General features: G+C 66.3%; 24 protein-coding genes. 15 read left to right on the top strand and 9 right to left on the bottom strand.

Annotated features, from left to right (window positions below; genetic code table 11):
* Positions 1–80 precede the first annotated feature (80 nt).
* Positions 81–563, top strand: coding sequence for a DUF421 domain-containing protein (locus AC3WTC_RS10735; RefSeq protein ID WP_025878041.1), 483 nt, complete (start codon positions 81–83; stop codon positions 561–563).
* A 96-nt stretch (positions 564–659) separates the two neighbouring features.
* Here the strand turns inward: AC3WTC_RS10735 and hemF are convergent, their stop codons facing one another.
* The 9 genes from hemF to AC3WTC_RS10780 form a co-directional block, all read right to left on the bottom strand.
* Complete coding sequence (hemF, locus tag AC3WTC_RS10740) at positions 660–1,556, bottom strand: oxygen-dependent coproporphyrinogen oxidase (protein WP_093819539.1); 897 nt, start codon at positions 1,554–1,556, stop codon at positions 660–662.
* Between the two features lie 10 nt (positions 1,557–1,566).
* Positions 1,567–2,748 (bottom strand): hypothetical protein, encoded by a 1,182-nt coding sequence (locus tag AC3WTC_RS10745; protein WP_492711400.1) that lies wholly within the window; start codon positions 2,746–2,748, stop codon positions 1,567–1,569.
* A gap of 41 nt (positions 2,749–2,789) precedes the next feature.
* Positions 2,790–3,983 carry a hypothetical protein gene (locus AC3WTC_RS10750; RefSeq protein ID WP_492711401.1) on the bottom strand — a complete coding sequence of 398 codons (1,194 nt, stop codon included), beginning with the start codon at positions 3,981–3,983 and terminating at the stop codon, positions 2,790–2,792.
* Positions 3,984–4,018: 35 nt separating this feature from the next.
* Positions 4,019–4,582: a hypothetical protein gene (locus tag AC3WTC_RS10755; protein ID WP_140225361.1), complete on the bottom strand. Its 564-nt coding sequence runs from the start codon at positions 4,580–4,582 to the stop codon at positions 4,019–4,021.
* Positions 4,583–4,612: 30 nt separating this feature from the next.
* A complete protein-coding gene (locus AC3WTC_RS10760; RefSeq protein ID WP_059065604.1) occupies positions 4,613–5,032 on the bottom strand; it encodes an NUDIX hydrolase in 420 nt (139 codons plus the stop codon).
* Entirely contained in the window at positions 5,029–7,401 is a 2,373-nt protein-coding gene (locus tag AC3WTC_RS10765; protein ID WP_492711402.1) for a S9 family peptidase, read from the bottom strand. Before AC3WTC_RS10765 ends, AC3WTC_RS10760 begins: the two co-directional genes overlap by 4 nt.
* A gap of 462 nt (positions 7,402–7,863) precedes the next feature.
* Complete coding sequence (locus AC3WTC_RS10770; RefSeq protein WP_492711403.1) at positions 7,864–8,952, bottom strand: BsuBI/PstI family type II restriction endonuclease; 1,089 nt, start codon at positions 8,950–8,952, stop codon at positions 7,864–7,866.
* Positions 8,953–10,539: an HsdM family class I SAM-dependent methyltransferase gene (locus AC3WTC_RS10775; RefSeq protein WP_492711404.1), complete on the bottom strand. Its 1,587-nt coding sequence runs from the start codon at positions 10,537–10,539 to the stop codon at positions 8,953–8,955.
* Between the two features lie 203 nt (positions 10,540–10,742).
* Positions 10,743–11,024, bottom strand: coding sequence for a hypothetical protein (locus AC3WTC_RS10780; RefSeq protein WP_492711405.1), 282 nt, complete (start codon positions 11,022–11,024; stop codon positions 10,743–10,745).
* Positions 11,025–11,340: 316 nt separating this feature from the next.
* Between AC3WTC_RS10780 and AC3WTC_RS10785 the strand changes: the two genes are divergently transcribed.
* The 14 genes from AC3WTC_RS10785 (at position 11,341) to AC3WTC_RS10850 (ending at position 24,917) form a co-directional block, all read left to right on the top strand.
* Positions 11,341–12,738, top strand: coding sequence for a cytochrome ubiquinol oxidase subunit I (locus AC3WTC_RS10785; RefSeq protein WP_280884361.1), 1,398 nt, complete (start codon positions 11,341–11,343; stop codon positions 12,736–12,738).
* Position 12,739: 1 nt separating this feature from the next.
* Positions 12,740–13,753: a cytochrome d ubiquinol oxidase subunit II gene (gene cydB, locus AC3WTC_RS10790; RefSeq protein WP_025878022.1), complete on the top strand. Its 1,014-nt coding sequence runs from the start codon at positions 12,740–12,742 to the stop codon at positions 13,751–13,753.
* A 229-nt stretch (positions 13,754–13,982) separates the two neighbouring features.
* Complete coding sequence (locus AC3WTC_RS10795; protein ID WP_492711406.1) at positions 13,983–14,729, top strand: beta-ketoacyl synthase chain length factor; 747 nt, start codon at positions 13,983–13,985, stop codon at positions 14,727–14,729.
* A complete protein-coding gene (locus AC3WTC_RS10800; protein ID WP_025878020.1) occupies positions 14,722–15,519 on the top strand; it encodes a lysophospholipid acyltransferase family protein in 798 nt (265 codons plus the stop codon). The genes AC3WTC_RS10795 and AC3WTC_RS10800 overlap by 8 nt, the downstream gene beginning before the upstream one ends.
* Positions 15,506–15,763, top strand: a complete 258-nt coding sequence (locus AC3WTC_RS10805) for a phosphopantetheine-binding protein (protein ID WP_005411610.1) — start codon at positions 15,506–15,508, stop codon at positions 15,761–15,763. Before AC3WTC_RS10800 ends, AC3WTC_RS10805 begins: the two co-directional genes overlap by 14 nt.
* Before the next feature lie 16 nt (positions 15,764–15,779).
* A complete protein-coding gene (locus AC3WTC_RS10810; protein ID WP_025878014.1) occupies positions 15,780–16,037 on the top strand; it encodes an acyl carrier protein in 258 nt (85 codons plus the stop codon).
* Between the two features lie 22 nt (positions 16,038–16,059).
* Entirely contained in the window at positions 16,060–16,611 is a 552-nt protein-coding gene (locus tag AC3WTC_RS10815) for a COG4648 family protein (protein WP_099844437.1), read from the top strand.
* Entirely contained in the window at positions 16,604–18,292 is a 1,689-nt protein-coding gene (locus tag AC3WTC_RS10820) for an ApeI family dehydratase (RefSeq protein WP_492711407.1), read from the top strand. The genes AC3WTC_RS10815 and AC3WTC_RS10820 overlap by 8 nt, the downstream gene beginning before the upstream one ends.
* On the top strand, positions 18,282–19,052 hold the full coding sequence (locus AC3WTC_RS10825) for a glycosyltransferase family 2 protein (RefSeq protein WP_223482985.1): 771 nt from the start codon (positions 18,282–18,284) through the stop codon (positions 19,050–19,052). Before AC3WTC_RS10820 ends, AC3WTC_RS10825 begins: the two co-directional genes overlap by 11 nt.
* Position 19,053: 1 nt before the next feature.
* Positions 19,054–19,995 (top strand): lysophospholipid acyltransferase family protein, encoded by a 942-nt coding sequence (locus tag AC3WTC_RS10830; protein ID WP_481446407.1) that lies wholly within the window; start codon positions 19,054–19,056, stop codon positions 19,993–19,995.
* Positions 19,985–21,535 carry an HAL/PAL/TAL family ammonia-lyase gene (locus AC3WTC_RS10835; protein WP_481446406.1) on the top strand — a complete coding sequence of 517 codons (1,551 nt, stop codon included), beginning with the start codon at positions 19,985–19,987 and terminating at the stop codon, positions 21,533–21,535. Before AC3WTC_RS10830 ends, AC3WTC_RS10835 begins: the two co-directional genes overlap by 11 nt.
* Positions 21,522–21,953 (top strand): acyl-CoA thioesterase, encoded by a 432-nt coding sequence (locus tag AC3WTC_RS10840; RefSeq protein ID WP_492711408.1) that lies wholly within the window; start codon positions 21,522–21,524, stop codon positions 21,951–21,953. Before AC3WTC_RS10835 ends, AC3WTC_RS10840 begins: the two co-directional genes overlap by 14 nt.
* The gene (locus tag AC3WTC_RS10845) at positions 21,950–22,579 is read left to right on the top strand and encodes an outer membrane lipoprotein carrier protein LolA (protein WP_099785846.1); all 630 of its coding nucleotides are present in this window, start codon (positions 21,950–21,952) and stop codon (positions 22,577–22,579) included. Before AC3WTC_RS10840 ends, AC3WTC_RS10845 begins: the two co-directional genes overlap by 4 nt.
* The gene (locus tag AC3WTC_RS10850; protein ID WP_279208195.1) at positions 22,572–24,917 is read left to right on the top strand and encodes an MMPL family transporter; all 2,346 of its coding nucleotides are present in this window, start codon (positions 22,572–22,574) and stop codon (positions 24,915–24,917) included. Before AC3WTC_RS10845 ends, AC3WTC_RS10850 begins: the two co-directional genes overlap by 8 nt.
* Positions 24,918–24,934 lie beyond the last annotated feature (17 nt).

Here is a 24,934-nt window from a genome sequence, read left to right on the forward strand (position 1 = left end):
GACCTCCCCCTGGTCAGCGGGGCTTTTTATTTGTGCGCTGCTGCGCCACGCTGGGCCACCGCCCAGCAGGGAAACCCGCGATGCCCGATCTGTTCGACTTGGCGATGCCGTGGTGGGAATTCATCCTGCGCGCGGTGGTGGTCTACGCAGTCGTGCTGGGCATGGTCCGGCTCAGCGGCAAGCGCGCGCTGGGACAGGTCACCCCGTTCGACGTGCTGCTGATCGTGCTGCTGGGCAACGCGGTGCAGAACGCACTGCTGGGCACCGACACCTCGCTGGCCGGCGGCCTGCTGCTGGCCGCCACGCTGATCCTGCTGAACTATGGCGTAGGCTGGATCACCGCCCGCAGCCGCCGCATGGAACGGCTGATCGAGGGCGAACCGGTGGTGATCGCGCGCAACGGCAAGCTCTTCGACAGTGTGCTGCGGCGCGAGCTGGTCAGCCGCGCCGATTTCGATGTCGCCATGCGCCAGCAGAGCTGCATCGGCGTGGAAGAAGTGGAACTGGCACTGCTGGAAACCAACGGCCACATCACCATCATTCCCAAGCGCAAGGACGATTGAGCGGGTGCGGTCGATATCGAGCTTGCCCGACCGCCTGTCGCCTCGGCCCGGTCCCGGTAGTGGTCGAGCTTGCTCGACCGCTGTGGGCGCCACACATCACACCCAGTCGCGCGGCACCAGGTAATCGGCCAGGCGCGCCTCGGCGCTGCCTTCGTCGGGGCTGAAGCCGTACTCCCAACGCACCCGCGGCGGCAGGCTCATCAGGATGCTCTCGCTGCGCCCGCCACTCTGCAGGCCGAACAGCGTGCCACGGTCGTAGACCAGGTTGAACTCCACGTAGCGGCCGCGGCGGTACAGCTGGAACTCGCGCTCGCGTTCGCCGTAGGGCGTGTCCTTGCGCTGCTGCACGATCGGCAGGTAGGCATCGAGGAAGCCATCGCCGACCGCGCGCAGGTAGGCGAAATCGCGTTCGAAATCGCCGTGCAGATCATCGAAGAACAGGCCGCCCACACCACGCGTCTCATTGCGGTGACGCAGGAAGAAATACTCATCGCACCAGCGCTTGTGCGCCGCGTAGCGCTCTTCACCGAACGGTGCACACAGATCGCGCGCCACCCGATGCCAGTGCTGCATGTCCTCGTCGAACGGGTAGAACGGGGTCAGGTCGAAGCCACCGCCGAACCAGCTGGCCACCACCTCGCCGTCGCGCTGGGCCTGGAAGAAGCGCACGTTGGCGTGGGTGGTCGGCACGTAGGGGTTGAGTGGGTGGAACACCAGCGACACACCGGTGGCGCGCCACGAGGCACCGGCCAGCTCCGGCCGGTTGGCCGAAGCCGACGGCGGCAGGCGACTGCCCGCCACATCGGAAAAGCCGATACCGGCCTGCTCGAACACCGCGCCATCGCGCAGCACGCGGGTGCGGCCACCGCCACCTTCGGCGCGCTGCCACAGATCTTCCTGGAAGCGTGCCCGGCCATCGGCGGATTCGATCGCTGCACAGATGCGGTCCTGCAGGTCGGTGAGGTAGGCGCGCACGCGCTCGAATTCGTTCATGGCGCGTACTTTACCGCAGCGCCGTGCCTGCGCTGGCGCGCGCCCCGCAGGTCGGCGACGAACCATCACGCTGGTAGCGGGCGAAGCGGGCCCAACGGTCGTTGCCTACAAGATCGCCATTGGCCAGCTGCCAGAACACGTGGTCCTCACCTTCCTCGTTCCGCACCCGGATGGCGCCCTCGCGCATGACCGCCGGCTGCCTGCCGGACGCATCGACCTGGACCTGGGCGTCGTCGCCGAACACCAGGGAGTGGCCCTGCGCCGCATAGCGGCCGCAGGGCAGCTTTGCCACGTCCACGATGACCAGGTCTGCGCTGCTCAGTGCGGCCAAGGGGGCGACGCTGCTGCAGGCCTGCGGGTCCCGACCGATGCTGCAGGCCAGCTGCAGGGCATCGCGGGCCGGCAGCAGGCGCGCCGATGCCCACAGCGCCACGGCCGCGGCATGGCAGGAACTGGCACTGGGATGCTCGCGGCACAGCGTGCTGACCTCGTCCAGCTGCGCCGCCGGTAGCGGCACGTCGCGCGGGATGCTTCGCGCCACCGAGAACGCCCAGGCCGCGTCACGGACCCGGCCCACCGCTTCGGCCTGTCTGCATGCTTCTGCGTCGACGTCCGTGCGGCCACGCTGGCATGCCGCAGGTTCAGCAGGTTCCTCGCGATTGCTGGCCAGGGCGATGTCGAGCACCAGGGCATTGCGGGCGTCGCTGCGATAATCCTCGATCAAGCGATTGCAGCCGGCCGGCACGCCTTCACGGCACCACTGCCGCCAGCGCTCGGGTCCGGCCACTGCCATGTCATCCATGCAGCTGGCGATATCGGCGCGGCAGCTGCCCGCTGCGAACACCGGCGACGCCTGGCAGACCGCCGTGCTTTCCAGCGTGTAGTAACGCTCTTCGCCGGCCAGCGCGTGGCCCTCGTCGATGATCTGCAGGGCCTCGATGTCGCCGGTGGCCAGGTTGGCCAGCATCAGCACGTCCTCCAGCTGCTCCAGGTTGTAGGGCTCCGGGGCCGCGCCGGGGATGAGGCGGGAGCCCTGCACTGGGCTTTCCACCGTCAGCCGGGCGCCGCTGTCAGCGTCCTTGAAGGTGCCGCACAGCAGTGGTTGCGCGGATGCTGCCGGGCCGAGCGACAACAGCAGCGCGGCGATCCACCCGCGTGACAGGTGGCCGCGGTGGGCAGTGGAGGGGGGCATGCAGGAACTCCTTGCAGAAACGGTACGTGGAACGATGGTCATCATCGGCGGGCAGACGGTGCGGTATCACGGGTGGGCGCAGCCTTGCAGCGCACAGCACCCGGCTGCCGCTGGTAACGCTGGTAGCCGGTCCAGGCATCCATGCCCAGCAGGTCGCCATTGGCCAGCAGGCGCAGCACATGATCGCTGCCGTGGTCATTGCGCAGATGGATGGCACCGTCCAGCAGTCGCACCTGCGAGCGCTGGCTACCGATCGTCGCGTGGCCATCGTCGCCGAACGCAACCGCATCGATCGTGCCGCCGTCGGCCCGGTACAGGCCACAGGGCGGCTCGGTCGCATCGACCAGGCGCAGCGCGGCACCGAGTGCCTGCAGGGGCTCGACCCGTTCGCATGCGCTGTCGCGACCGCTGTCGCAGACCACCTGCAACGCCTGCACGGCCGCCCGCGGATCGCGCGCATTCAACTGCTGCTCGGCCACTTCGGTGCAGAAGCGGCCAGCGCGCTGCTGCAGGCACAGCTGCTGCAACTGGTCGCGCTGCGCCGCCGGCAGTTCCACCCACGCTGGATCGATGCCACGGGCGAACGCCTGACCACTGGCCTGTGCCACCGCGGCGGCCAACGCGTCACGACGGGCATCACGGCAGGTCAGCACCTCCTCGCGCTCCGCATCGGTGGTGCAGGGCGCCGGTGCGGCGGTAGCCAGCGCTACGCCCTTGGCAGACGCGGCGGCGAGGAGCGCATCGTCCACGTAGCCCAGCAACAGGCCGCTGCAGGCCGCGCCCACGCCCTGTTGGCAGGCGGTCAGCAGCTGCGGCGGCGTCGCCGCGTGCAGGCGAGCCATGCAGCGGTTCGCATCGGCCAGGCAGCTGCCGGCGGCGTTCACGGCCACCGGCTGGCAGACCGCCCGTGCACGCAGCTGATAGTCCTGCAGCGTGTCGTTGATGCGTCTGCCATCAGCACTGGCAGTGAGCGCTGTTGCCACGCCGTCATCCAGGTTGACCAGCACCAGGCCGTTGCCATCGCGTTCGATCTGCAGCGATTCGAGATCAAAGCCCGTCGCCAGGCGACGGCCCCGGTTGTGTGAGTCGATCACCAGCGCGGCATCATTCTGCGCATTGACGTACCGGCCACATCGCAGCGGCGCGGGCGTGGAAGCGGAGGCTGCGGCCGGCGCCGGCGGGGTGGCCAGCAGCAGCGCGGTGACGACCAGAAACATTCGGAGCAGGGCAGGCATGCGACATCCTTGTCGTGCGGAAGGCAGGAAGAAGTTCAGCGGAAGCGCGCGCGGATGTCCGGTCGCAGCAGGCGCCAACCCAGCCAGCCCTGCAGCCCCGCAAACAGCACCGAGGTGCCGACCAGTGTCAGGGTGAACAGCACACGCTGCACCTGCAGCTCATGCTGCGCCGTGGGGTCGCTGGCAAGGAGCGCGATCAACACCAGCAGCAGGCGATCCATCCACCAGGCGATCACGAAGTTGGCCAGCGCGCTCAGGCCCAGCATCCACACATAGGCCCACAGGCCCCAGCGTCGCTCGCGCCACAGGCCCCAGCTGGCCAGGGTCGAGAACAGGCAGAGCAGGGCAACCAGCAGCGAGGTGGCCGCCGGGTGTTTCAGCATCCACCACAGGCTGCCGTCGAGCTGCTGTTCCCATGCCAGTGTCACCAGCGTGGTCCAGAACCCGGTACGGGCCAGTACCGCGGCCATCAGCGCCTGCGCGAGGAAATAGAGGGTGACCAGCAGGCTCAGCCAGAACGAGCCCTGCGCCACTGCGCCGACCCAGTTGCTGGGTGGCGGTGGGGCAGGTGCTGGAATCGAGGGAATCGAAGCTGACATCCGTTGTCCGGGTGAGCGATGCCCGCCGGGTCAGCGGGCCGTCGCCAGGGCAGCGACCGCCGGCAGGATATGGTGTTCACTCAAGGGTGCCAAGGGCTGGCCGTGCGGCGGCTGCAGCGGCACCCAGGCCAGTTCGGCGATCTCCGCACGCGCGCACGGCTCACCTTCGATCCACACCCGCCAGGCCTGCGCCTGCACGCGATGGCCGGGCTCGTTCACCGCCCAGTCCTCGAAACTCCCGAGTGCGATGGCCGAAGCGGTGTGCAGCTGTACACCCAGTTCCTCGTCCAGTTCGCGTGCCAGTGCCTGCAGGGGTGCCTCGCCCGGGTCGGGCTTGCCGCCTGGCTGGATGAAGCGGCTGGCACCGTGCTTGCGCACCACCAGTGCCCGGCCACGGTCATCGAGGATGACCGCGGCCACGATGTGGATCGTGGCCGCGGCAGCACTCACTTCAGGTTCTGCTCGAACAGCTTGAGGATGCGCTTGTACTGGTCCAGCCAGGAATCGGCACGCACGTAGCCATGGCGCTCCACCGGGTACGGCGCGATCGACCAGTTGTCCTTGTGCAGCTCGATCAGGCGCTGGGTCAGGTTCACCGAATCCTGGAAGAACACGTTGTCGTCCATCATGCCGTGGGCGATCAGCAGGTTGTCCTGCAGGTTCTGTGCGTACTCGATCGGCGAGGACACGCGGTACGCCTCCGGATCGATGTCCGGGGTGTTGAGGATGTTGCTGGTGTAGCCGTGGTTGTACTGGTGCCAGTCGACCACCGGGCGCAGCGCGGCGCCGGCCTTGAACGTGCCCGGCGAGCGGAACAGGGCCATGAAGGTCATGAAGCCGCCGTAGGAGCCGCCGTAGATGCCGGCGTGGTCACGGTCACCCTGCTGGGTGTCGACCAGCCAGTCCAGGCCGTCCTTGTAGTCTTCCAGCTCCGGGTGGCCCATGTTGCGGTAGATCGCCGTGCGCCAGTCGCGGCCATAGCCTTCGCTGCCGCGGTAGTCCATGTCCAGCACGATGTAGCCCTTCTGCACCAGCAGGTTGTGGAACATCTGCTCGCGGAAGTAGGCCGGGTAGCGCTGGTGCACGTTCTGCAGGTAGCCGGCACCGTGCACGAACATCACGATCGGGTACTTCTTGCCGGGTTCCTTGTTTTCCGGCTCGTAGTACTTGGCCCAGACCACGCCGGCGCCATGCTTGGACGGCACCGCCACCAGCTTCGGCTGGATCCACTGGCGCGCCTTGTACTCGGCGGTACGGGTATCGGTCAGCACGCGCGCCTGGCCAGTGCCGGTACTCGGCACCACCGCCAGCTGCGCCGGCAGGTAGGCGCCGGAATAGCGCACCAGCAGCTGCTGGCCGTCCGGCGACAGCGAGAAATCTTCCACGCCATTGAGGCTGGTCAGCTCGCGCACCTGGCGGGCAGCGGTATCGACCGCGCAGACTTCGTAGTCATGCGGGGCCTGCTGGTTGCACAGGAAGTAGAAGCCCTTGCCGTCGGCCGACAGCACCGGCGCCGAGGTTTCCCACTTGCCGCTGGTCAGCGCCTGCGGCTTGCCGCCACCGGCCTGGGTGTACAGGTGCGAGAAGCCGGATTCCTCGGACAGCAGCCACAGCGTGCGGCCATCGGCCATCCAGCCGAAATCGTTGAAGCCCCAGTTGATCCAGGCGTTGTCGGTCAGCCGGTGGCGGTTCTGCACGCGGCCGTCGGCGGCAGCAACGCTGACGATCCAGCGGTCCTTGTTGTCGTTGGCGCGCAGCATCACCGCGGCCTGCTGGCCGTCAGCGCTCCAGCGGATGCCACCGCCCATGAAGTCGCTCATCACCTGCACGCTGCGGTCGCCCTTCAGTGCGTCCTTGCCGGCCTTGCGGCGCAGCTCGGCCAGCGGATCGGTGCCGATGCCCGGCAGGCTGGACAGCGACAGCTTCTCGGCCTTGCCGCTGCGTACATCCACGAACCACAGGGTGTGCGGCTCGAAGCCGTTGCGGCCGACGCGCTGACGGGTGTCCTCGGTTTCCTCATAGCCCGACTCGGTCACGTACAGCGGCATCTTGCCGCCGCGGCCGTCATCGAAGTCCTTCGGCTTGGTGGTCACGATCAGGTGGCCCAGGTCCGGCGACAGCACGCTGTCGACGATCTCCACGTCGGCACCCAGGAATACCGGACCCGGTGCGCGGGTCGGGTCGGCCTGGCGCCAGCGCTGGTCCTGGTCCTTCAGCGCCTCGCGCTGTTCGCGGTCGCGGCGCAGGGTTTCCAGCGTGCGCAGCTGCTGGTCGCGCAGCACGTCGGCCTTCGGCGGCGTGCTGGGATCCTTGTCGGCCTTCAGGCTGGCCACCTGCTGCACGCCGCTAGCCGCGGTCCAGTGGAACCAGTTCTGGCCGACGCGCCAGATCACGCCATTGTCGGCGGCGAAGTTCACGCCGCTGGCGCGCTCGTTGCTGCGGGTCAGCTGGGTCAGTGCGCCGCTGCGCAGGTCGCGCACGAACACGTCGCCGTTGCGCACGAACGCGCTGCGCGTGCGGCTGCGGTCGTACACCGGATCGGCCACGTCCAGGCTGCCGCGCTGGTCATCGGCCACCTGCGCGGCCACGCCACCGGCGATCGGCTGGCGGAAGGTGTCGCGCACCGGGCTGCCGTTGCGCTTGAGCTGGTACTCCACCTGCTGGCTGTTCCACGACCACCAGGCCTTCTCCACCGGCGGACCGATCCAGTCCGGGTCGGCCATGGCCTGTTCGATGGTGATCGGTGTCGGCGCAGCCTGCGCGGCCGGAGCGGCCAGCACGGCAGACAGCAGGAGGGACAGGGGCAGCACTCGGGACATGGGCGGACAGCACCAGAAGAGGAAACCGGGCAAGCGTAGCAGCCGTCCCGGCCCCGGGCAGGGGCCACAGGTCATGGGCATCAAAATTGCCTCGCGCGACCAGCCGCCCGGCTTGGATACCCGGAAATCCGGCAAAAAAAGCCCGAGCACAAAGAACGGAGCTATTTCCCCTTCTTTTGTATCTTGGAAGACCAAATTCTGATCGGGGCACTGTGGCTTGCCGATTGCTTTGTGTCAGTGTGGCGGCCAGAGTCTTCAATCCAGCCGTTTCGCTTAGCTTTGCTCATAATTGGGCCAAGGACCCGAGCTTCGCCTGGTTTCTTCAAGCCGGTAGCCCAGACGTCATCAGCCGTAAACTCAGCCTCCTTCTCAGCAACCTTTTGCACCGCTTCGAGTGCCTGCTTCTTCCACTTCTCATCGACCACTGGATGCCCCCTGTCACTCCTTGCCAACAACTACCGATCATATCCCTTCGCGATTCAGGGGGCTAGCGGCTCCTCGCTCTCGAAACTCTATGATGTTGTCTGGCTCGGAGGCACACCAAGCATAGGAGTTTAAGGCTAGGTCGGTGATGCATTTCCTGAATGCCGATGATGAGCGGTCTGAGAATGCCGTTAGGAACGCCAGATGGTTCTCGTCAAAACCGGCTTCCTTGGCTAGTTTGGTCAAGGAGTTTTTCCTCTCCCGGTTGATCGGACCGTCTGTGGCGACAACCTCGACGAACATGACCAGCATATCTGAGCCGCCGGGATCAGAGCCAAGGTCCACGAGAATGATGTCTGGAAGGGCCTTGGAGGAGTCAATTGTCAGTCGTAGCTCTCGTGCTAGGGCATCGTCCTGAGTCACCACCTTTCTTCCTGATTCGGAGAGCCACAGAACGATTGGTTCAACCAGGAATCGCGCTGCAAACCCTTCGATAACTGCCTTGGTAATGCCGCTAGATGGACCTGGGCTGAGTGAGCGAAGCTCTCCGTTCGGAAGCCGAACAGCCACTGCGTCGGATGAGATCTTGGCTCCGCGTTTCACCAGCAGAAGACGGCTCACAGCTGCCTTTGAGAGATGGGTTGATTGCCAGCTCCCAATTGCCTTAGTCAGCGCCTCGCCGACCAATGCTTGATCAAACAGCTCAGAGAATTCCCTTTCCAAAGCGTACTTTGGTTTGGAGGAGGTCGTAGCAATGCCAGGCCTTTCAATGACAGCTCGAAAAGGAACAAGTCCATTCCTGAGTGTCTCGTCGCGCACCGGCTCGCGACTATTCTCCGCATACCATGCATCGGCTGGACGCCAGTTCTTCTGCGTCAGTGACCTAAGCGTCCAGGCTTCCCTGCTTTCATAGTCGATCAGATCGGATTGGGTGTCGGACATTCCTGTTATCTGACTGGGCCTTACCCAGCGATCGGTGCCCTCAATTGCGGTGGTGTAGAACATTACATAGATCGCTCGAGCAGCCATTTCGCGGGTGACATAGTTCCTGTTCTCCGTTCCGTCCGGGAATATGGCCTGCAGTCGCTCTGAAATAAGTGATATCGAGGGAAGCATGAAGGAGTCCAATCAATTAATTCCATAGTAGGAAGCGACAAGCTTCTCAACATCTTCTTTGGATGCCATTGCCTCCAGATTAGATTGCAACTCCAGCAACTGATGAAGTGTGGGCAAGGGGAGTGCGTTTAGCTCGTATGCGGAAACTGCAACACTCCCGCTGATGCATCGAAACGCTCGATCAACTGTCGAAGTATTAAATAGTGCAGAGATTGTAGTCGGTGCGATCTTGGAAACACCTGATGTTGGCACATAGATCATGTTCAGGTGATTTTCGATCACGGCACCGCCGTGCTCCTGCAGGAACGAGTCTGGAAGAACCGAGCATACGAGACGCCGCCCTTGCTCCTTCGAAGTCGTTCTCTGCACCAGGACGCACGTTTCCCGAGTTACGAGATGTGGCTGATCGACGTTGATATCGATGAAAGGGACATGGTTCCGCTTGTCTGCCCGGAAGGAGAACTTCTCAGCTGAAACAGACTCCGCCCAGATCAGCGGGAGGCTGACGGAGGAGCGCTCGGTTCGAAGCTGTTCTTTGTGACGATTCCACACCAAGGGTCCGGTGGATACGCAATAGAACAAGCTGGAAAGCCGCGTTGGCATGTTGGCAATCTCTGACAAGAATGCAGCGTCTTCGGATGTTCGAGGAAGCATCCAAGGTGCGCCTGATGCTCTGACTGAAACGCGACCAACTGGTTCAGATAGGGAAGAGTTGAGGCCTTGTGGTATCAGCGCTGAAACCTGTACGGAACTACTAGATGCAGGCACGGTTCTTTTCTTGAAGACGGCAAGCATCGTCTCCTGAAGAACATCGTCAAAAACGCCCAATCTATCTGAGACTATGTCAATCGCCACTGGAGGAGATTTACTTATCAAGAGGTCTCGTAGCGCCTTGAAATACTGGCCTCCTAGAAAAGAAGTTGGCGTGACGTAGCAAACGAAGCCCCCTCTCTTGGCAAGCCTGACTCCTAGATCGGTGAACAAGCCGTAGAGATTCGCATGCCCAAAAAGAGACCTTGCATACTTCACTCGCATGCCTTTGCTTAGCGATACTCGACCATATGGGGGATTGCCAACCACCAAGTCATACGTTGATTCCGTCGAGGACCGCAGTGAGTCCTCGACGGTGATCACATCGGCTAGTCGCCTCTTGGCTGCAATGCATAGGGGCAGAACAGAAGCTTCAAGCACCACGTGAGCGATCCAAGCCGCAAACGAGTCGATCTCGCTGCCGCGGAGCCGATTCTCGATTTGGCGAAGCTTCCAGGTCGGCTGGGTTTGTTCAAGTTTTTCAAGCATCCGGTGTGCAATTGGTACCAGAAATGCTCCACCCCCACAGGCTGGGTCAATTACCTTGCCTGCCGAGAAGTCGAATCCAGATGCCTCCGCCATGTCAAGAAGTCGCTTTACTAGCGGTGGCGGGGTGTAGAAGGCCCCGAGTGCGGAGCGTCGAGCGGCGGGAATCATCGCAGTGTAGACGTTACCGATAAGAAAGCCTGCGTCCTCGACTGGGAACTCTGATATCAACTTACCAGCCCCTTCCGCAACTCTTTGAACGTCAGAGGGGAGGGATATTTCCTCTGCTTCAAGGGCTTTCACGCAAAGCGACGCGCTGTGCCGTTTGCATACCGCGTTCCAGTAGGCACCTACGACGGCAGCGCAGAACGACTTGGCGTGAGAGAGTCGGGTACGATCGGTCCTCTTGGAGCCAGCATAGCCCTTGGCCATCGCCAAGCATGCCTCGTATCGCTGCAGGGGGTCGCCTTTTGAGTCGATCCAGTCCACGCTCACCGGTGCTGCCTTCACAAACCTTCTCCTTCTACTGCTTCTTTTGAGGTTGCCCGCTTACCAAAGGCCCCTCGAGCCTTCATGCGGGGACCTCTCACTCTCAACAACGGCTGCTCGAAATCCACGCCGTGTTCAGCCATCGACGCCATCAATGTTGCAATGACTGCCAGATGTTGTGGGACAACGGACTTGGAGCGATTGGTGATCGAATTCGGGTGCTTGCCCAGAAGCTCGGCAAAACCACGGACAGACACGTTGGCCTTGCCAAGCTGGCGCTTGAACTCGGTGTAATCCACGCGTCAGCCCTTCAATCAGATAAGTTCGCCCGAATTGTAGAAGCCCACGTGACAAATTAAAAGCAAATTAGTGTGCTTTGCACGCTAATTTATTTGTATTTGGTCCGCAGTTCGACTGCCGACATTGTAGGTCACGCGGGGCGCACGCACTAAGATAGCCTTCATCGGTCCCGGCCTCTGAGCGCGGCTTCAGATGTCAGATGCAAATGTCCCCCTGCGACCGATTGATGCAGCGCGTCACCGGGTCGCATGTTCCTTTCACAGAACTCTACCCAAACTGGTCTGAATTTCTCAGAGCCCCCGCCGGAGGCGTCCCTTGGACGCGTTGTTGTTGTCGCGGATCCAGTTCGGATTCGTCATCAGTTTCCACGTACTGTTCCCGGCCTTCACCATCGGCACGGCCAGCTGGCTGGCCTTCATCGAATGGCGCTGGCTGCGCACGAAATTGCCCGTCTGGCGCGAGCTGTATTTCTTCTGGCAGAAGATCTTCGCGGTGTCCTTCGGCATGGGCGTGGTCAGCGGCATCGTCATGGCCTTCCAGTTCGGCACCAACTGGCCGCGGCTGAGCGAAGTGGCCGGTACGGTCATCGGACCGCTGCTGACCTACGAAGTGCTGACCGCGTTCTTCCTCGAAGCCAGCTTCCTCGGCGTGATGATGTTCGGCTGGGGCCGGGTGTCGCCGCGCCTGCATTTCCTGTCCACCTGCATGGTGGCGCTGGGCACGCTGTTCTCTACCTTCTGGATCCTCTCGTCCAACAGCTGGCTGCATACGCCGGCCGGCTACGAGATGGTCAACGGCGTCGTGCACCCCGTCGACTGGTGGCAGGTGGTGTTCAACCCGTCCTTCCCATACCGGCTGGCGCACATGGCGCTGGGTTCGTTCATCACCACCTGTTTCGTGATCGGTGGTGTGGGCGCATGGTATCTGCGCAGGGGAACGCACGTGGAAGCGGGGCGGCGGATGTTGATCGCGGCGGTGGCGTTCGCGGCGCTGACCGTGCCGGTGCAGATCTTCGTCGGCGACATGCATGGCCTGAACACGCTCAAGCACCAGCCGATGAAGATCGCGGCGATGGAAGCGCACTGGCATGAGACCAAGGAGGGCGAGGGTGTGCCGCTGGTGGTGTTCGCGCTGCCCAACGAGAAGGAGGAGCGCAACGATTTCGAGGTCGCCATTCCCAAGCTCGGCAGCGTGATCCTCACCCACACCCTGGACGGTACGTTCGATCCGCTGACGTCGGTGCCGGCCAGCGAACGGCCGCCGGTGACGCCGGTGTTCTTCGCCTTCCGCATCATGGTCGGGCTGGGCACGCTGATGCTGGTGCTGGCCTGGGTCTCGGCCTTCCAGCTGTGGCGGAAGAAGCTGCTGGCCTCGCCGTGGCTGCTGCGTGGCTGGAACTGGATGCTGCCCAGCGGCTTCATCGCGCTGCTGTCGGGCTGGTTCGTCACCGAGATGGGGCGGCAGCCGTGGGTGGTCTATGGCGTGCTGCGTACCGCCGATGCCGTTGGCCCGCAGAGTGCATGGATGACCGCGCTGTCGCTGGGTGTCTATGTGATCGGCTATGCCTTCGTGTTCGGCTGGGGCATCTGGTACCTGGTGAAGATCCTGCGCCACGGCCCGCAGCCGTACGACGAAGGCCCGTCGCTGGACCATGGCAGCCACACCCCGGCGCGGCCGCTGTCGGCCGCCGACGAACCGCTGGAGGAGCGCTGACATGGACCTGATGACCTGGCTGCCGGTGGCATGGTTCGCGGTGATCGGCTTCGGCGTGCTGATGTACGTGGTGCTGGACGGCTTCGTGCTCGGCATCGGCATCCTCGCCCCGTTCGCCGAGGACGAGGAACAGCTGGACCTGATGATGAACACCGCCGCGCCGATCTGGGACGGCAACGAGACCTGGCTGGTGCTCGGCGGCGCTGGCCTGATGGCCGCCTTCCCGAAGGCGTATGCCGTACTGCTGTCGGCGCTGTACCTGCCGGTGCTGCTGCTGGTGGTGGCGCTGGTGTTCCGTGGCGTGGCCTTCGAGTTCCGTTTCAAGGCGCACCGTTCACGGCGGCTGTGGAGCGTGGCGTTCGGCCTCGGTTCGCTGCTGGCCACGTTCGCCCAGGGCGTGATCCTCGGCACGCTGGTGCAGGGCCTGCCGCTGGTCGATGGCGTGTACCAGGGCGGCGCGTTCGGCTGGTTCAGCCCGTTCGCGATGCTGACCGGTGCCGCGCTGGTAGCCGGCTACGCACTGCTGGGCAGCACCTGGCTGATCCTGAAGACCGAAGGCCGCGTGCAGGCGCTGGCCCGGCAGATGACCCGCCCGCTGGTGGTGGCGGTGATCGCGGCAATGGGCCTGGTCAGCAGCTGGCTGCCGTTCCTGCAGTCGCGGCTGATGGACCGCTGGTTCAGCGACGGCAACTTCTGGTGGCTGTCGCCGGTGCCGCTGCTGACCTTGGCGGTGGCCATCGCGCTGTGGCGCAGCGCCACCCATCCGCGTCGCGACCTGCCGCCGTTCCTGCTCAGCCTGGCCTTGTTCGTGCTCGGCTTCGCTGGCCTGGTGCTGGGCATGTGGCCGTACCTGCTGCCGCCGTCGATGACGCTGTGGCAGGCCGCCGCGCCGGCCTCGTCGCTGGGCTTCACCCTGGTGGGGCTGGTGGTGCTGCTGCCGGTGATCCTGGGCTACACGGCATGGTCCTACCGGGTGTTCCGCGGCAAGGTACGCGCCGACGCCGGCTACCACTGAACCGGCTCGCTGGATCGGTCCATGCGGGGGGCGGTCGCTGACCGCTCCCCGTTGTGCTTTGTGAAACATGTCATCCCTGTGTCGGACGTGCTAGCGTGCGCTCCTTTCCGGCAGCCAGGGGGGCAGCCGGCGACGTCCTGGACGGATGCATGGCTGCAGGAATGGGGGGCAGCCGCGTGTCGCCGTAATGGCTCGAGACTCTCGTTCGCCCATCGAAACATCACCGGTAATGATCGAATTTTCCGTTGTCGACTGGGCCGCCTGGGCGCCTGGCCTGACCGAGCGTAGCCAATGGATGGGCTGGGCCGGAGCACCGTTCCTGCCGCAGGGCGAGGACACACCGGCGCTGGCCGAGATTCCGGCCATGCAGCGCCGCCGTATCGAACGCCTGGGCCGCATGGCGATCCAGGCCGCGTGCTGGTGCGAGGACGGGCAGGGCGCTGACAGCCAGGTGCCGCTGGTGTTCGCCAGCCGCCATGGCGATGTCGCCCGATCGATGGACCTGCTGGGCTCGCTGGTGGCCGATCAGCCACTGTCGCCCACCGGCTTCGGCCTGTCGGTGCACAACGCGATCGCCGCGCTGTATTCGATCGCCCGCGGCCACCGGGGCAACTACCTGGCGTTGTCCGCTGGCCAGTCGACGGTGGAAGCGGCGTGCCTGGAGGCCGTCGGTCTGCTTGGTGATGGTGCCAGTGAAGTGCGGATCGTGGTCTATGAGTCGCCGTTACCCGACGTTTACGCCGAATTCGCCGACGAACCCGACCCATTCTTCGCCTGGTGCTGGCGCCTGGCACCCGCCGGTACTGCCGGCGGCAGCGATCTTTCGCTGTCCTGGCAGGTCGCCGGCGACGCCGAGCCGACCGCGTCGGGCGTGCTGCCGCATGCGCTGGACCTGCACCGCTTCCTGCTGGCCGGGGATCCGCAGCTGCAGCACGTGACCCAGGGCCAACGCTGGTCCTGGCGCCGCCGTGGCTGAGGCGCTGCGCCGCCTTGATCATGCCTGGCGGGTGTTCGGCACCGGCCTCAGCTTCGCCGCGTTTGGCGTCGGCGGTCTGTTGCTGGGCGTGCTGGTGATGCCGGTGCTGCTGCTGATGCGCGACCCGGTGGCGCGTCGCCGCCGGGCCCGCCGGCTGGTCCAGCGCGCCTTCGCCAGCCATGTGTGGCTGATGTGCCGGCTGGGGGTGATGACCCTGCAGGTCGACGGGCGCGAACGCCTGCAGCGCGACGGCCTGCTGGTGCTGGCCAACCACCCGACCCTGATCGACGTGGTCTGCCTGATCGCCCTGCTGCCCAATGCCGACTGCGTTGTGAAGCGGGCGGTGGCCTGCAACCCGTTCATGCGCGGCCCGGTGCGTGCCGCCGGTTACATCTCCAATGACGACGGCGCTGGGCTGGTCGATGACTGCGCGGCAGCCGTGCACGCCGGCGGCACCCTGGTGATCTTCCCGGAAGGCACCCGCAGCGTGCCGGGGCAGCCGTTGCGGCTGCAGCGTGGCGCGGCCAACATCGCCGTGCGCGGGCGCCTGGACATCACCCCGGTGCGCATCACCTGCACCCCGCCGACGTTGACCAAGGGCCAGAAGTGGTATCGTGTACCCTCACGTCGTTTTCACGTTCAGCTGCAGATCGGCGAAGATATCCCGATCGCGCCGTTCCTGGCCGAAGATGACTCGCCAAGGGGGGATGCCCTGGCGGCCCGTCGCGTCACCGACCACCTCACTCGTTATTTCGACCTGTCTGGAGATCCGACCCGTGCAAGCACTTGAGCACGAGATCAAGGAATTGATCATTTCCTCGCTTTCACTGGAGGACATCACCCCGGAGGACATCGATCCGACCGCGCCTCTGTTCGTGGAAGGCCTCGGCCTGGACTCGATCGATGCACTGGAACTGGGCCTGGCGCTGCAGAAGAAGTACGGTGTCAGCCTCTCGGCCGACTCGGAAGAAACCCGTCGCCATTTCTCCAGCGTGCGCGCGCTCGGCGAGTTCGTCGCCGCCCGCCAGTCGTAAGGCGCCAGGAACTGCCATGACCAAGAATGAACTGTTCGAGCGCATCGTCCGCATCCTGACCGACAGCTTCGAGATCGAGCCGGCGCGGATCAGCCCGGAATCGCGCCTGTACGACGACCTGGACATCGACAGCATCGATGCCGTGGACCTGATCGTGCAGCTCAAGCCGCTGCTCGGCCGCAACCTGCAGCCTGAAGCGTTCAAGGCCGTGCGCACCGTGCAGGACATCGTTGATGTCGTGCATGGCCTGCTGCCCGGTCAGGCCGCTGCCTGACAGCAGCACGGACGCCGCGACCATGGCACGGGCACGCATGGTCGTGGTGGCAGCGATTTCGCTTGCCTATCCGGTGCTGGTCTACGTGGCGATGGGCCGCTTCGAGCCGCGCTGGCTGTCGCTGCTGCTGTTCGCGCTGGCCCTGCTGCGCGCGCTGAGCACCCGCCAGCCCTTGTGGTGGGCCGCCGCCGCCGGCGCGGGCCTGCTGGCCGGGCTGGCCACCGTGCTCAACCAGGCCCTGCCGCTGAAGCTGTACCCGGCGCTGGTGAACGTGGTGATGCTGACGGTGTTCGCCACCAGCCTGCGCTTCGGTCCGCCGCTGGTGGAACGCCTGGCGCGCCTGCAGGAGCCGGACCTGCCACCGTTCGCGGTGGTCTATACCCGCCGCGTCACCCAGGTGTGGTGCGGCTTTTTCGTTCTCAATGGTGGTCTCGCCCTGCTCACCGCGCTGTATGCGTCGGACCGGGTCTGGATGCTCTACAACGGAATGTTGGCGTACGTGATGATGGGATTGTTGTTCGGGGGCGAATGGCTGGTACGGCGTCGGGTCAAGGCAGCGCACGCGCATGGCTGACTGGATTGCCCTGGACCGGCTGCTGATCGCGGCGCAGCCCGGTCGTGACATCGGTATCTGCGATGGCACTGCCCTCGACCATGTCGCCTTCCGCCTGCGCGTACTGGCCTGGCATGACGCTTTCAGCGCTGCCGAAGGTCGTGACTGGGCGCTCTACTTCGATGACACCGTGGCCTTCGCTGCAGCGTTGTTCGGTGCCTGGCATGCCGGCAAGCGGGTGTTCCTGGCCGCCGACAACCTGCCCGCGACATTGCAGGCGCTGCAGCCGCAGGTGAGTGGCTTCGCAGGTGACCTGTCGGCGGATTACCAGCCGTTGCAGGCCACCAACAGCGTCGCCGCCGACGTGGCGCTGCTGCCGCTGGACGAGCGCGCCTGCGAACTGTGCGTGTTCACCTCCGGCAGCACCGGCCATCCCAGCGCGATCAGCAAGCGGCTGGACCAGCTGGCACGCGAAGTCGATGCGCTGCAGGCCGCCTTCGGCGCCCAGCTCGACGGTACCCAGGTGCATGGCACCGTGTCCCACCAGCACATCTACGGCCTGCTGTTCCGCGTGCTGTGGCCGCTGGCTGCCGGTCGTGCGATCCAGCCCCGGCGCTTCTTCCACGAAGACCTGGTGGGCGCGCTGGCCGGTACCGATACGGTGCTGGTGGCGACCCCGGCCCATCTCAAGCGCCTGCCCGAGCAGCTCGACTGGGCCAGCCTGCACGGCCGCCTGCGTGCGGTGTTCTCCTCCGGCGGCCCGCTGCCCGAGGACGCCGCGCGCCAGGTCCGCCAGTGGTTGGGCGTGGCGCCCACCGAGGTTTACGGCAGCAGTGAAACCGGTGGCATCGCCTGGCGCCGCTGGGACACCGATGCACCGCCGTGGCAGCCGTTGCCGGGCGTGCAGTGGCGGATCGAGGAGGACTGCCTGGCGGTGGCCTCGCCGCACCTGGAGACGTTGGACTGGTGGCGCACCCAGGATCGCGTGGAAGCACTGGCCGATGGCCGCTTCCGCCTGCTGGGCCGTGCCGATCGCATCGTCAAGATCGAAGAACGCCGCGTTTCGCTGGACGCACTGGAGCGCGCGCTGCGCGAGGATGCAGAAGTCGAGGACGTGCGCGTGCTGGTGCTGCAGGGCCAGCGCGAGCAGCTGGCGGCCGTGGTGGTGCCGGCCGATCCGGCGTTGGCACGTGCCGGTGACGGCGCACGGCGTGCGCTGGGGCAGCGGCTCGGTGCGCGGTTGGCGCAGGGCCACGATGCGGTCACCCGCCCGCGGCGCTGGCGCCTGGTCGAATCGCTCCCGATCAATGCCCAGGGCAAGGTCACCCAGGCCGCACTGGTGGCGTTGTTCCAGCCGATGATGCCGGTGCCGGTCTGGGACTGTCGCGACGCGGCGGCGGCCACCCTGCGGATGACGCTGGACCCCGCGCTGCGCGCGTTCCAGGGCCACTTCCCGCAGGCGGCGATCCTGCCCGGCGTCGCCCAGCTGGACTGGGCGGTGCGCTTCGGCCGCCAGGCCTTCGTGTTGCCGGTTGGTTTCCAGCGCATGGATGCAGTGAAGTTCCAGCGCGTGGCCCGCCCCGGCGACGAGCTGACCCTGCACCTGGAGTGGGACACCGGGCGCGGCGTGCTGACGTTCCGCTACACCTCGGTGCATGGCGTGCACGCCAGCGGCAGGGTGGTGTTCGCCGATGCGCATTGAGCCGGCCACCGCTGGCGGCGCGTTCGCGCCGCTGGTGGTCATTCCCGTGTACGACCACGAACACGCGATCGGCGCGGTCGTCGATGGCGTGCAGGCTGTGGGCCTGCCCTGCCTGCTGGTCGACGATGGCTCGCAGCCGTCCTGCGCGCTGGTGCTGCGGGAACTGGCACAGCGAGCGGGTGTCGACCTGCTGCGGCTGGACGTGAACCAGGGCAAGGGCGGTGCGATGCTGGCCGGTTTCGCCGAAGCGCAGCGTCGTGGGTATACCCATGTGCTGCAGATCGATGCCGACGGCCAGCACGACACTGGCGACCTGCCGCGCTTCATCGACGCCGCCCGCGCGCGGCCGGACGCCGTGATCTGCGGCATTCCCGCCTACGATGCCAGTGTGCCGAAGGCGCGCCTGTATGGTCGCTACGCCACCCACATCTGGGTGTGGATCAACACGCTGTCGCTGCACCTGCGCGACACCATGTGTGGATTCCGGGTGTATCCGCTGCCGCCGGTGCTGCGCCTGGTCGGCGAGGAAACCATCGGCCGACGCATGGATTTCGACACCGAAGTGATGGTGCGCCTGTACTGGCGACAGGTACCGGTCGACCACCTGGCTACGCGGGTGACCTATCCCGCCGACGGCGTTTCGCATTTCGATGTGTGGCGCGACAACGTGCGCATCAGCCGCATGCATACCCGGCTGTTCTTCGGCATGCTCTGGCGCGCGCCGCGCCTGCTGTGGCGCCGCCTGCAGGGGCAGGGCTGAGATGAGCCACGCGCACGACGCCCCGCACTGGGCCGACATCGGCGAGTCCACGTCGGTGGCCGGCGTGCTGTTCCTGTGCTGGGTGCACCGCTGGCTCGGGCGCTGGCCGTTCCACCTCTGCGTGTGGCCGGTCGTGGCCTGCCACTGGCTGGGCAACCGCGTTGGTCGCCAGGCCTCGATGCAGTACCTGCAGCGGCTGCAGGCCCATGCCGGTGCGCTGGGCCATGCGCCCACCCGGCGCGACAGCCTGCGCCACTTCTTCAGCTTCGCCGACACGATGCTGGACAAGATTCTCGGCCTCGGCGGCCGCTATCCGCCCGAGCGCATCCGCCTGCAGCGTGACCTGGTGCTGGGCAGGATCGCGCGCCGGGAAGGCGGCCTGATCCTGACCGCACACATCGGCTGCCTGGAACTGTGCCAGGTGCTGGCCGAGCAGGTGCCGGGCTTCCGCATCACCGTGCTGGTGCATACCGCGCACGCGCAGCGCTTCAACCGGCTGTTGCAGCGGCTGGACCCGCTGGCCGCGGTGGAGCTGGTGCAGGTTACCGAGATGGGCCCGGCCACGGCGATGATGCTGGCCGACAAGGTCGCCTCGGGGGGCTTCGTCGCCATCGTTGGCGACCGCGTGCCGGTGCAGGGCGGGCGCAGCGTGATGGCTGATTTCCTCGGCCACCGCGCGCCGTTCCCGATCGGCGCCTACGTGCTGGCGGCCGCGCTCGGCTGCCCGGTCTACACGATGTCGTGCCTGCACCAGGGCGACGGCTATCGGGTGGCATTCGAACAGTTCGCCGACCGCGTGGTGCTGCCGCGCGGTTCACGCGATGCCGCACTGGCCGAACAGGCGCAGCGCTTCGCGCGCTGGCTGGAACTCCAGGTCATCCAGTCCCCGCTGGACTGGTTCAATTTCTTCCCCTTCTGGGATCAGGCTCCTCATGACGATTGACGCCGTACCCGTGTGCCGTTTCGGCGATGCACCGCTGACCATCGAAGACGTGGTCGCCCTGGCCCAGCGCAAGTGCGAGGCCGCGCTGAGCGATGTGCCGGCGTTCCGCGCACATATCCAGCGTGGTGCCGACTTCCTCGACCGCCTGCTGCGCGAGGATGGCGTCATCTATGGCGTGACCACCGGCTACGGCGATTCGTGCACGGTGAACATTCCGCCGGCACTGGTCGCCGAGCTGCCGCACCATCTGTACACCTACCATGGCTGCGGCCTGGGCCGTTACCTGGACCCGGCCGAGACCCGCGCCGTGCTGGCCGCGCGCCTGGCCTCGCTGGTGCGCGGCATGTCCGGCGTCAGCGTGCCGTTGCTGGAAGGCCTGGCCACGCTGCTGCAGCACGATGTGCTGCCGTTGATTCCGGCCGAAGGCTCGGTGGGCGCCAGTGGCGACCTGACCCCGCTGTCGTACGTGGCGGCCGTGCTGTGCGGCGAACGCGAGGTGCTGCACGACGGCCGCGTACAGCCGGCTGCCGACGCGCTGGCGAAGATCGGCATGACGCCGCTGAAGCTGCGGCCGAAGGAAGGCCTGGCGATCATGAACGGCACGGCGGTGATGACCGGCCTGGCCTGCCTGGCCTGGCAGCGCGCCGATTACCTGGCACGCATGGCCACGCGCCTGACCGCGTTCAACGTGCTGTCCAGCGATGGCAACGCGCACCATTTCGATGAAACCCTGTTCGCCGCCAAGCCGCACCCGGGGCAGTCGCGCATTGCCGCACGCCTGCGCAGCGACCTGCACAGCGAGCGCCCGCCGCGCAACGAGCAGCGCCTGCAGGACCGCTACTCGCTGCGCTGCGCGCCGCACGTGATCGGCGTGCTGGAAGACACCCTGCCGTTCCTGCGCCAGCTGATCGAAACCGAACTGAACAGCGCCAACGACAACCCGCTGATCGACGCCGACGGCGAGCGCATCCTGCACGGTGGCCACTTCTACGGCGGGCACATCGCGCTGGCGATGGACACGCTGAAGAATACGGTTGCCAACATCGCCGACCTGCTCGACCGGCAGCTGGCGCTGGTGGTCGACGCCCGCTACAACCACGGCCTGCCGGCCAACCTGTCGGCGGCCACCGGCCCGCGCGCGGCGATCAACCATGGCCTGAAGGCGCTGCAGATCAGCGTTTCGGCGTGGACGGCCGAGGCCCTGAAGCAGACCATGCCGGCCTCGGTGTTCTCGCGGTCCACCGAATGCCACAACCAGGACAAGGTCAGCATGGGCACCATCGCCGCGCGCGACTGCCTGCGCGTGATCGAACTGACTGAACAGGTGGTGGCGGCCATGCTGATTGCCGCCCGCCAGGGCCTGGCGCTGCGCGAACGGGTTGGCATGAACGCGCAGCTGCATGGCAGTCTGGCCGACATGTACGCCGACCTGGGGCAGCGCATCGCCCTGGTCGAAGAAGACCGCGCGCTGGATCGCGAACTGCGGGAGCTGCTGGTGGAGATCCGCGCGCAACGCTGGGAGCTGTATGTCGGTGAATGAAGGCAACGAACTGGTCGGCGAGGTCGAGCTGGCCCCTGCTTTCCATGACTGCGATCCGATGAACGTGGTCTGGCATGGCAACTACTTCAAGTACTTCGAGATCGCGCGCTGCGCGTTGCTGAAGCGCTACGACTACGACTATCCGCAGATGCTCGAATCGGGCTACCTGTGGCCGGTGGTCGACGCGCGGGTGAAGTACGTGCGGCCGTTGCTGTTTGGCCAGGCGCTGCGCGTGCGCTCGCGCATCGTCGAGTGGGAGAACCGGCTGAAGATCGAATACGAGATCGTCGATGCGGAAAGCGGCCAGGTGCTGACCCGCGCAATGACCATCCAGGTCGCGGTCGACGCGGCCAGCAAGGAAATGCTGTATCAGTGCCCGCCGGTGCTGTGGCAGCGTCTTGGAGTGCCTGCCCCGTGAACCGATCCCTTCGTCTTCCGCGCGTGCTGCTGTGCGCGCTGCTGCTGGTGGCCGCACCGCTGGTGCAGGCGGCCGATGCCGCCGTCGATGCCATCACCCAGGCCGTCGCCCGGCCGGACGTGCTGCGCGGGCAGTTCACCCAGGAAAAGCAGGTCAGCGGTTTCAAGAACCCGCTGCGTTCGCAGGGCCAGTTCGTGGTCGCGCGCAAGCACGGCGTGATCTGGTCCACGCTCAAGCCGTTCCCGTCGGAGGTGGTGGTCACTGCCGACCGAATCCTCAGCCGCCAGCGCGATGGCAGCACCCGCGTCGAACTGGACGCGCGCCAGCAGCCGGCGATGCGCTCGGTCAACGCGATCATGTTCGCGTTGATGAGCGGTGACGTGCAGGCACTGTCCAGCCAGTTCAACGTCGAGGCCACCCGTGAAGGGCAGGGCTGGCGCCTGAAGCTGACGCCGAAGTCGGCGATGCTGGCCAAGGCCTTCCAGTCGCTGACGTTGCAGGGCGACCGTTACGTGCGCCAGGTCGAGATCATCGAAGCCAACCAGGATCGCACCCGCATCCAGTTCACTGCGCTGAGCGAAGCGCCGGCCACGTTGAACGCCGACGAGGCGCGCCGCTTTGAGTGACAGCGCCGCACCGGATCGCCTGCGCCGCTGGTGGCACTGGCTGGGCATCGCCTGGCTGCTGCTGTTGCTGGTGCTGGGTGCGCAGCAGTGGCGACTGTGGAGCCAGGAGTCGCGGATCGACACCGACATCCTCGCCCTGCTGCCGCAGGACGCGCACGACCGCCTGCTCAGCGACGTCACCCGGCGCATTGCCGATGGCAGCTCGCGGCAGGTGGTGGTGCTGCTCGGCAGTACCGACGGTGCCGCTGCCAAGCGCGCGCAGGCCGCGTTCGCCGCGGCGATGGCCAGTGATGCCGACAGCGCGCTGCTGGTGCCCAGTGGTTCGATCGAAGGCTGGTTCGATGAGGCGCGTGCGTTCTACGCACCGTACCGCGATCGCCTGCTGACCCCGGCCCAGCGCGAGCAGTTGCAGCAGGCCGAACCCGGTGCGTTGGCCGAACAGGCACTCGGCGCGCTGTACGGCCCGATGGGCGCGCCGCGGTTGACCGAGTGGCGGCAGGATCCGCTGTCGCTGTGGCCGCAGTGGTGGCAGCAGCAGGCCCAGGGCTCCGGCCTGCGCCTGGGCGATGACGGCCTGCTCGAGGCCGAAGGCAAGCACTGGGCGGCGCTGCAGTTCGATACGCCGGGCTCGGCCTTCAGGCTCGATGGCGAGCGTCATCTCGATGGCCTGCTCGAACGTGCCGGACAGGCGGCCAAGGCCGCTGCGCCGGATCTGGAGATCCTGCATGCCGGCGTGCCGTTGCATGCCGAAGCGGCTGCCGTGCAGGCCAACCAGGAGATCAACACCATCGGCTGGGGCTCGCTGGCGGCGGTGCTGCTGCTGGTGTGGCTGGCGTTCCGCTCGCTGCGGCCGATCCTGCTGGTTGCCGCCTCGCTGCTGATCGGTTGTGGCGTGGCGCTGGCGGTGACCGTGCTGGTGTTCGACAAGGTGCATGTGCTGACCCTGGTGTTCGGTGCCTCGCTGGTTGGCGTGGCCGAGGACTACGGCATCCACTGGTTCGCTTCGCGCCAGGCCGAGCCGGCCGACCGTCGCTGGAAGCTGCTGCGGCATCTGCTGCCGGGCCTGTGGCTGGCGCTGCTGACCAGTGCGCTGGCGTACCTGGCGCTGGGCCTGGCGCCGTTCCCCGGCCTGCGGCAGATGGCGCTGTTCTCGGTGGTGGGGCTGGCCGCTGCCTTCCTCACGGTGATCTTCTGGTTCCCGTGGCTGGACGGTGGCGAGATCCGTACCACCCGCTTCGCGCAGTGGCTGGGCAACACGCTGGAGCGTTTCCCGCGCCTGCACGGGCGTCGCCCGGTGGCGATCTTCCTCGGCGTGGCCGCGCTGGTGTCGGTCATCGGCATCGCCCGCCTGCAGAGCAACGACGACCTGCGCAGCCTGCAGTCGTCGCCGCCGGCGCTGATGGCCCAGCAGATCCGTCTCAGCCAGTTGCTGGGCATGCCCAGCCCGGCGCAGTTCTACCTGGTGCAGGGCAGCGATGCCGCACAACTGCTGCAGCGCGAAGAAGCGCTGACCACGCGCCTGCGTGAACTGACCCACGACAAGCGCATCGGCGGTTACCGCGCAATCAGTGACTGGTTGCCATCGCCCGCACGGCAGCAGGCCGATGCGGCGTTGACCGCCAGGGTGGAACCCGGCGTGCTGGCCGCGGTGGGCGAAGCGGTGGGCGAGCCCCTGCAGCGCCCCGCATTCGCAGCGGCGCCGCTGAGCGCCGAGGCCTTCCTCGCCTCGCCGGCGTCGCAGCCGTTCCGCCACCTGTGGGTCGGCAACGTGGGCGGGCAGATGATAAGCGTGGTGATGGTCGATGACCTGTCGCGTGCCGATGCACTGGCCACCCTGCGCGGTGCTGCCGAAGGCCTGGACGGCGTGCGCTGGGTCGACCGTACGGCCGATTTCTCGCAGCTGCTGGGCCACTACCGCAAGCTGATGGGCGGCCTGCTGCTGGTCGGCATCGTGCTGGTGTTCGGCGCCCTGTGGCTGCGCTACCGGCGCCAGGCCTGGCGCGTATTCGCACCGACCCTGGTGGCCGGTGCACTCACCCTTGGATTGCTCGGCCTGTTCGGCCAGCCGCTGCAGCTGTTCAACGTGCTGGCGCTGATGCTGCTGCTGGGCATGGGCATCGACTACGGCATCTTCCTGATCGAGCACCGCGGCGATGCCAGCGCCTGGCTGGCGGTATGCGTGGGTGCGGCCAGCACCTGGCTGTCGTTCGGCCTGCTGGGTCTTTCGCAGACGCCGGCGCTGCGCGCGTTCGGGCTCACCCTGCTGTTCGGCATCGGCCTGGTGTGGCTGATCTCGCCGCTGTTCCGGCCGCCACCGCATGACGCTCCGCCGGCCTGACCGGGCACGCTTCATTC

The organism is Stenotrophomonas sp. FW305-C-20-S1 (assembly GCF_058783335.1).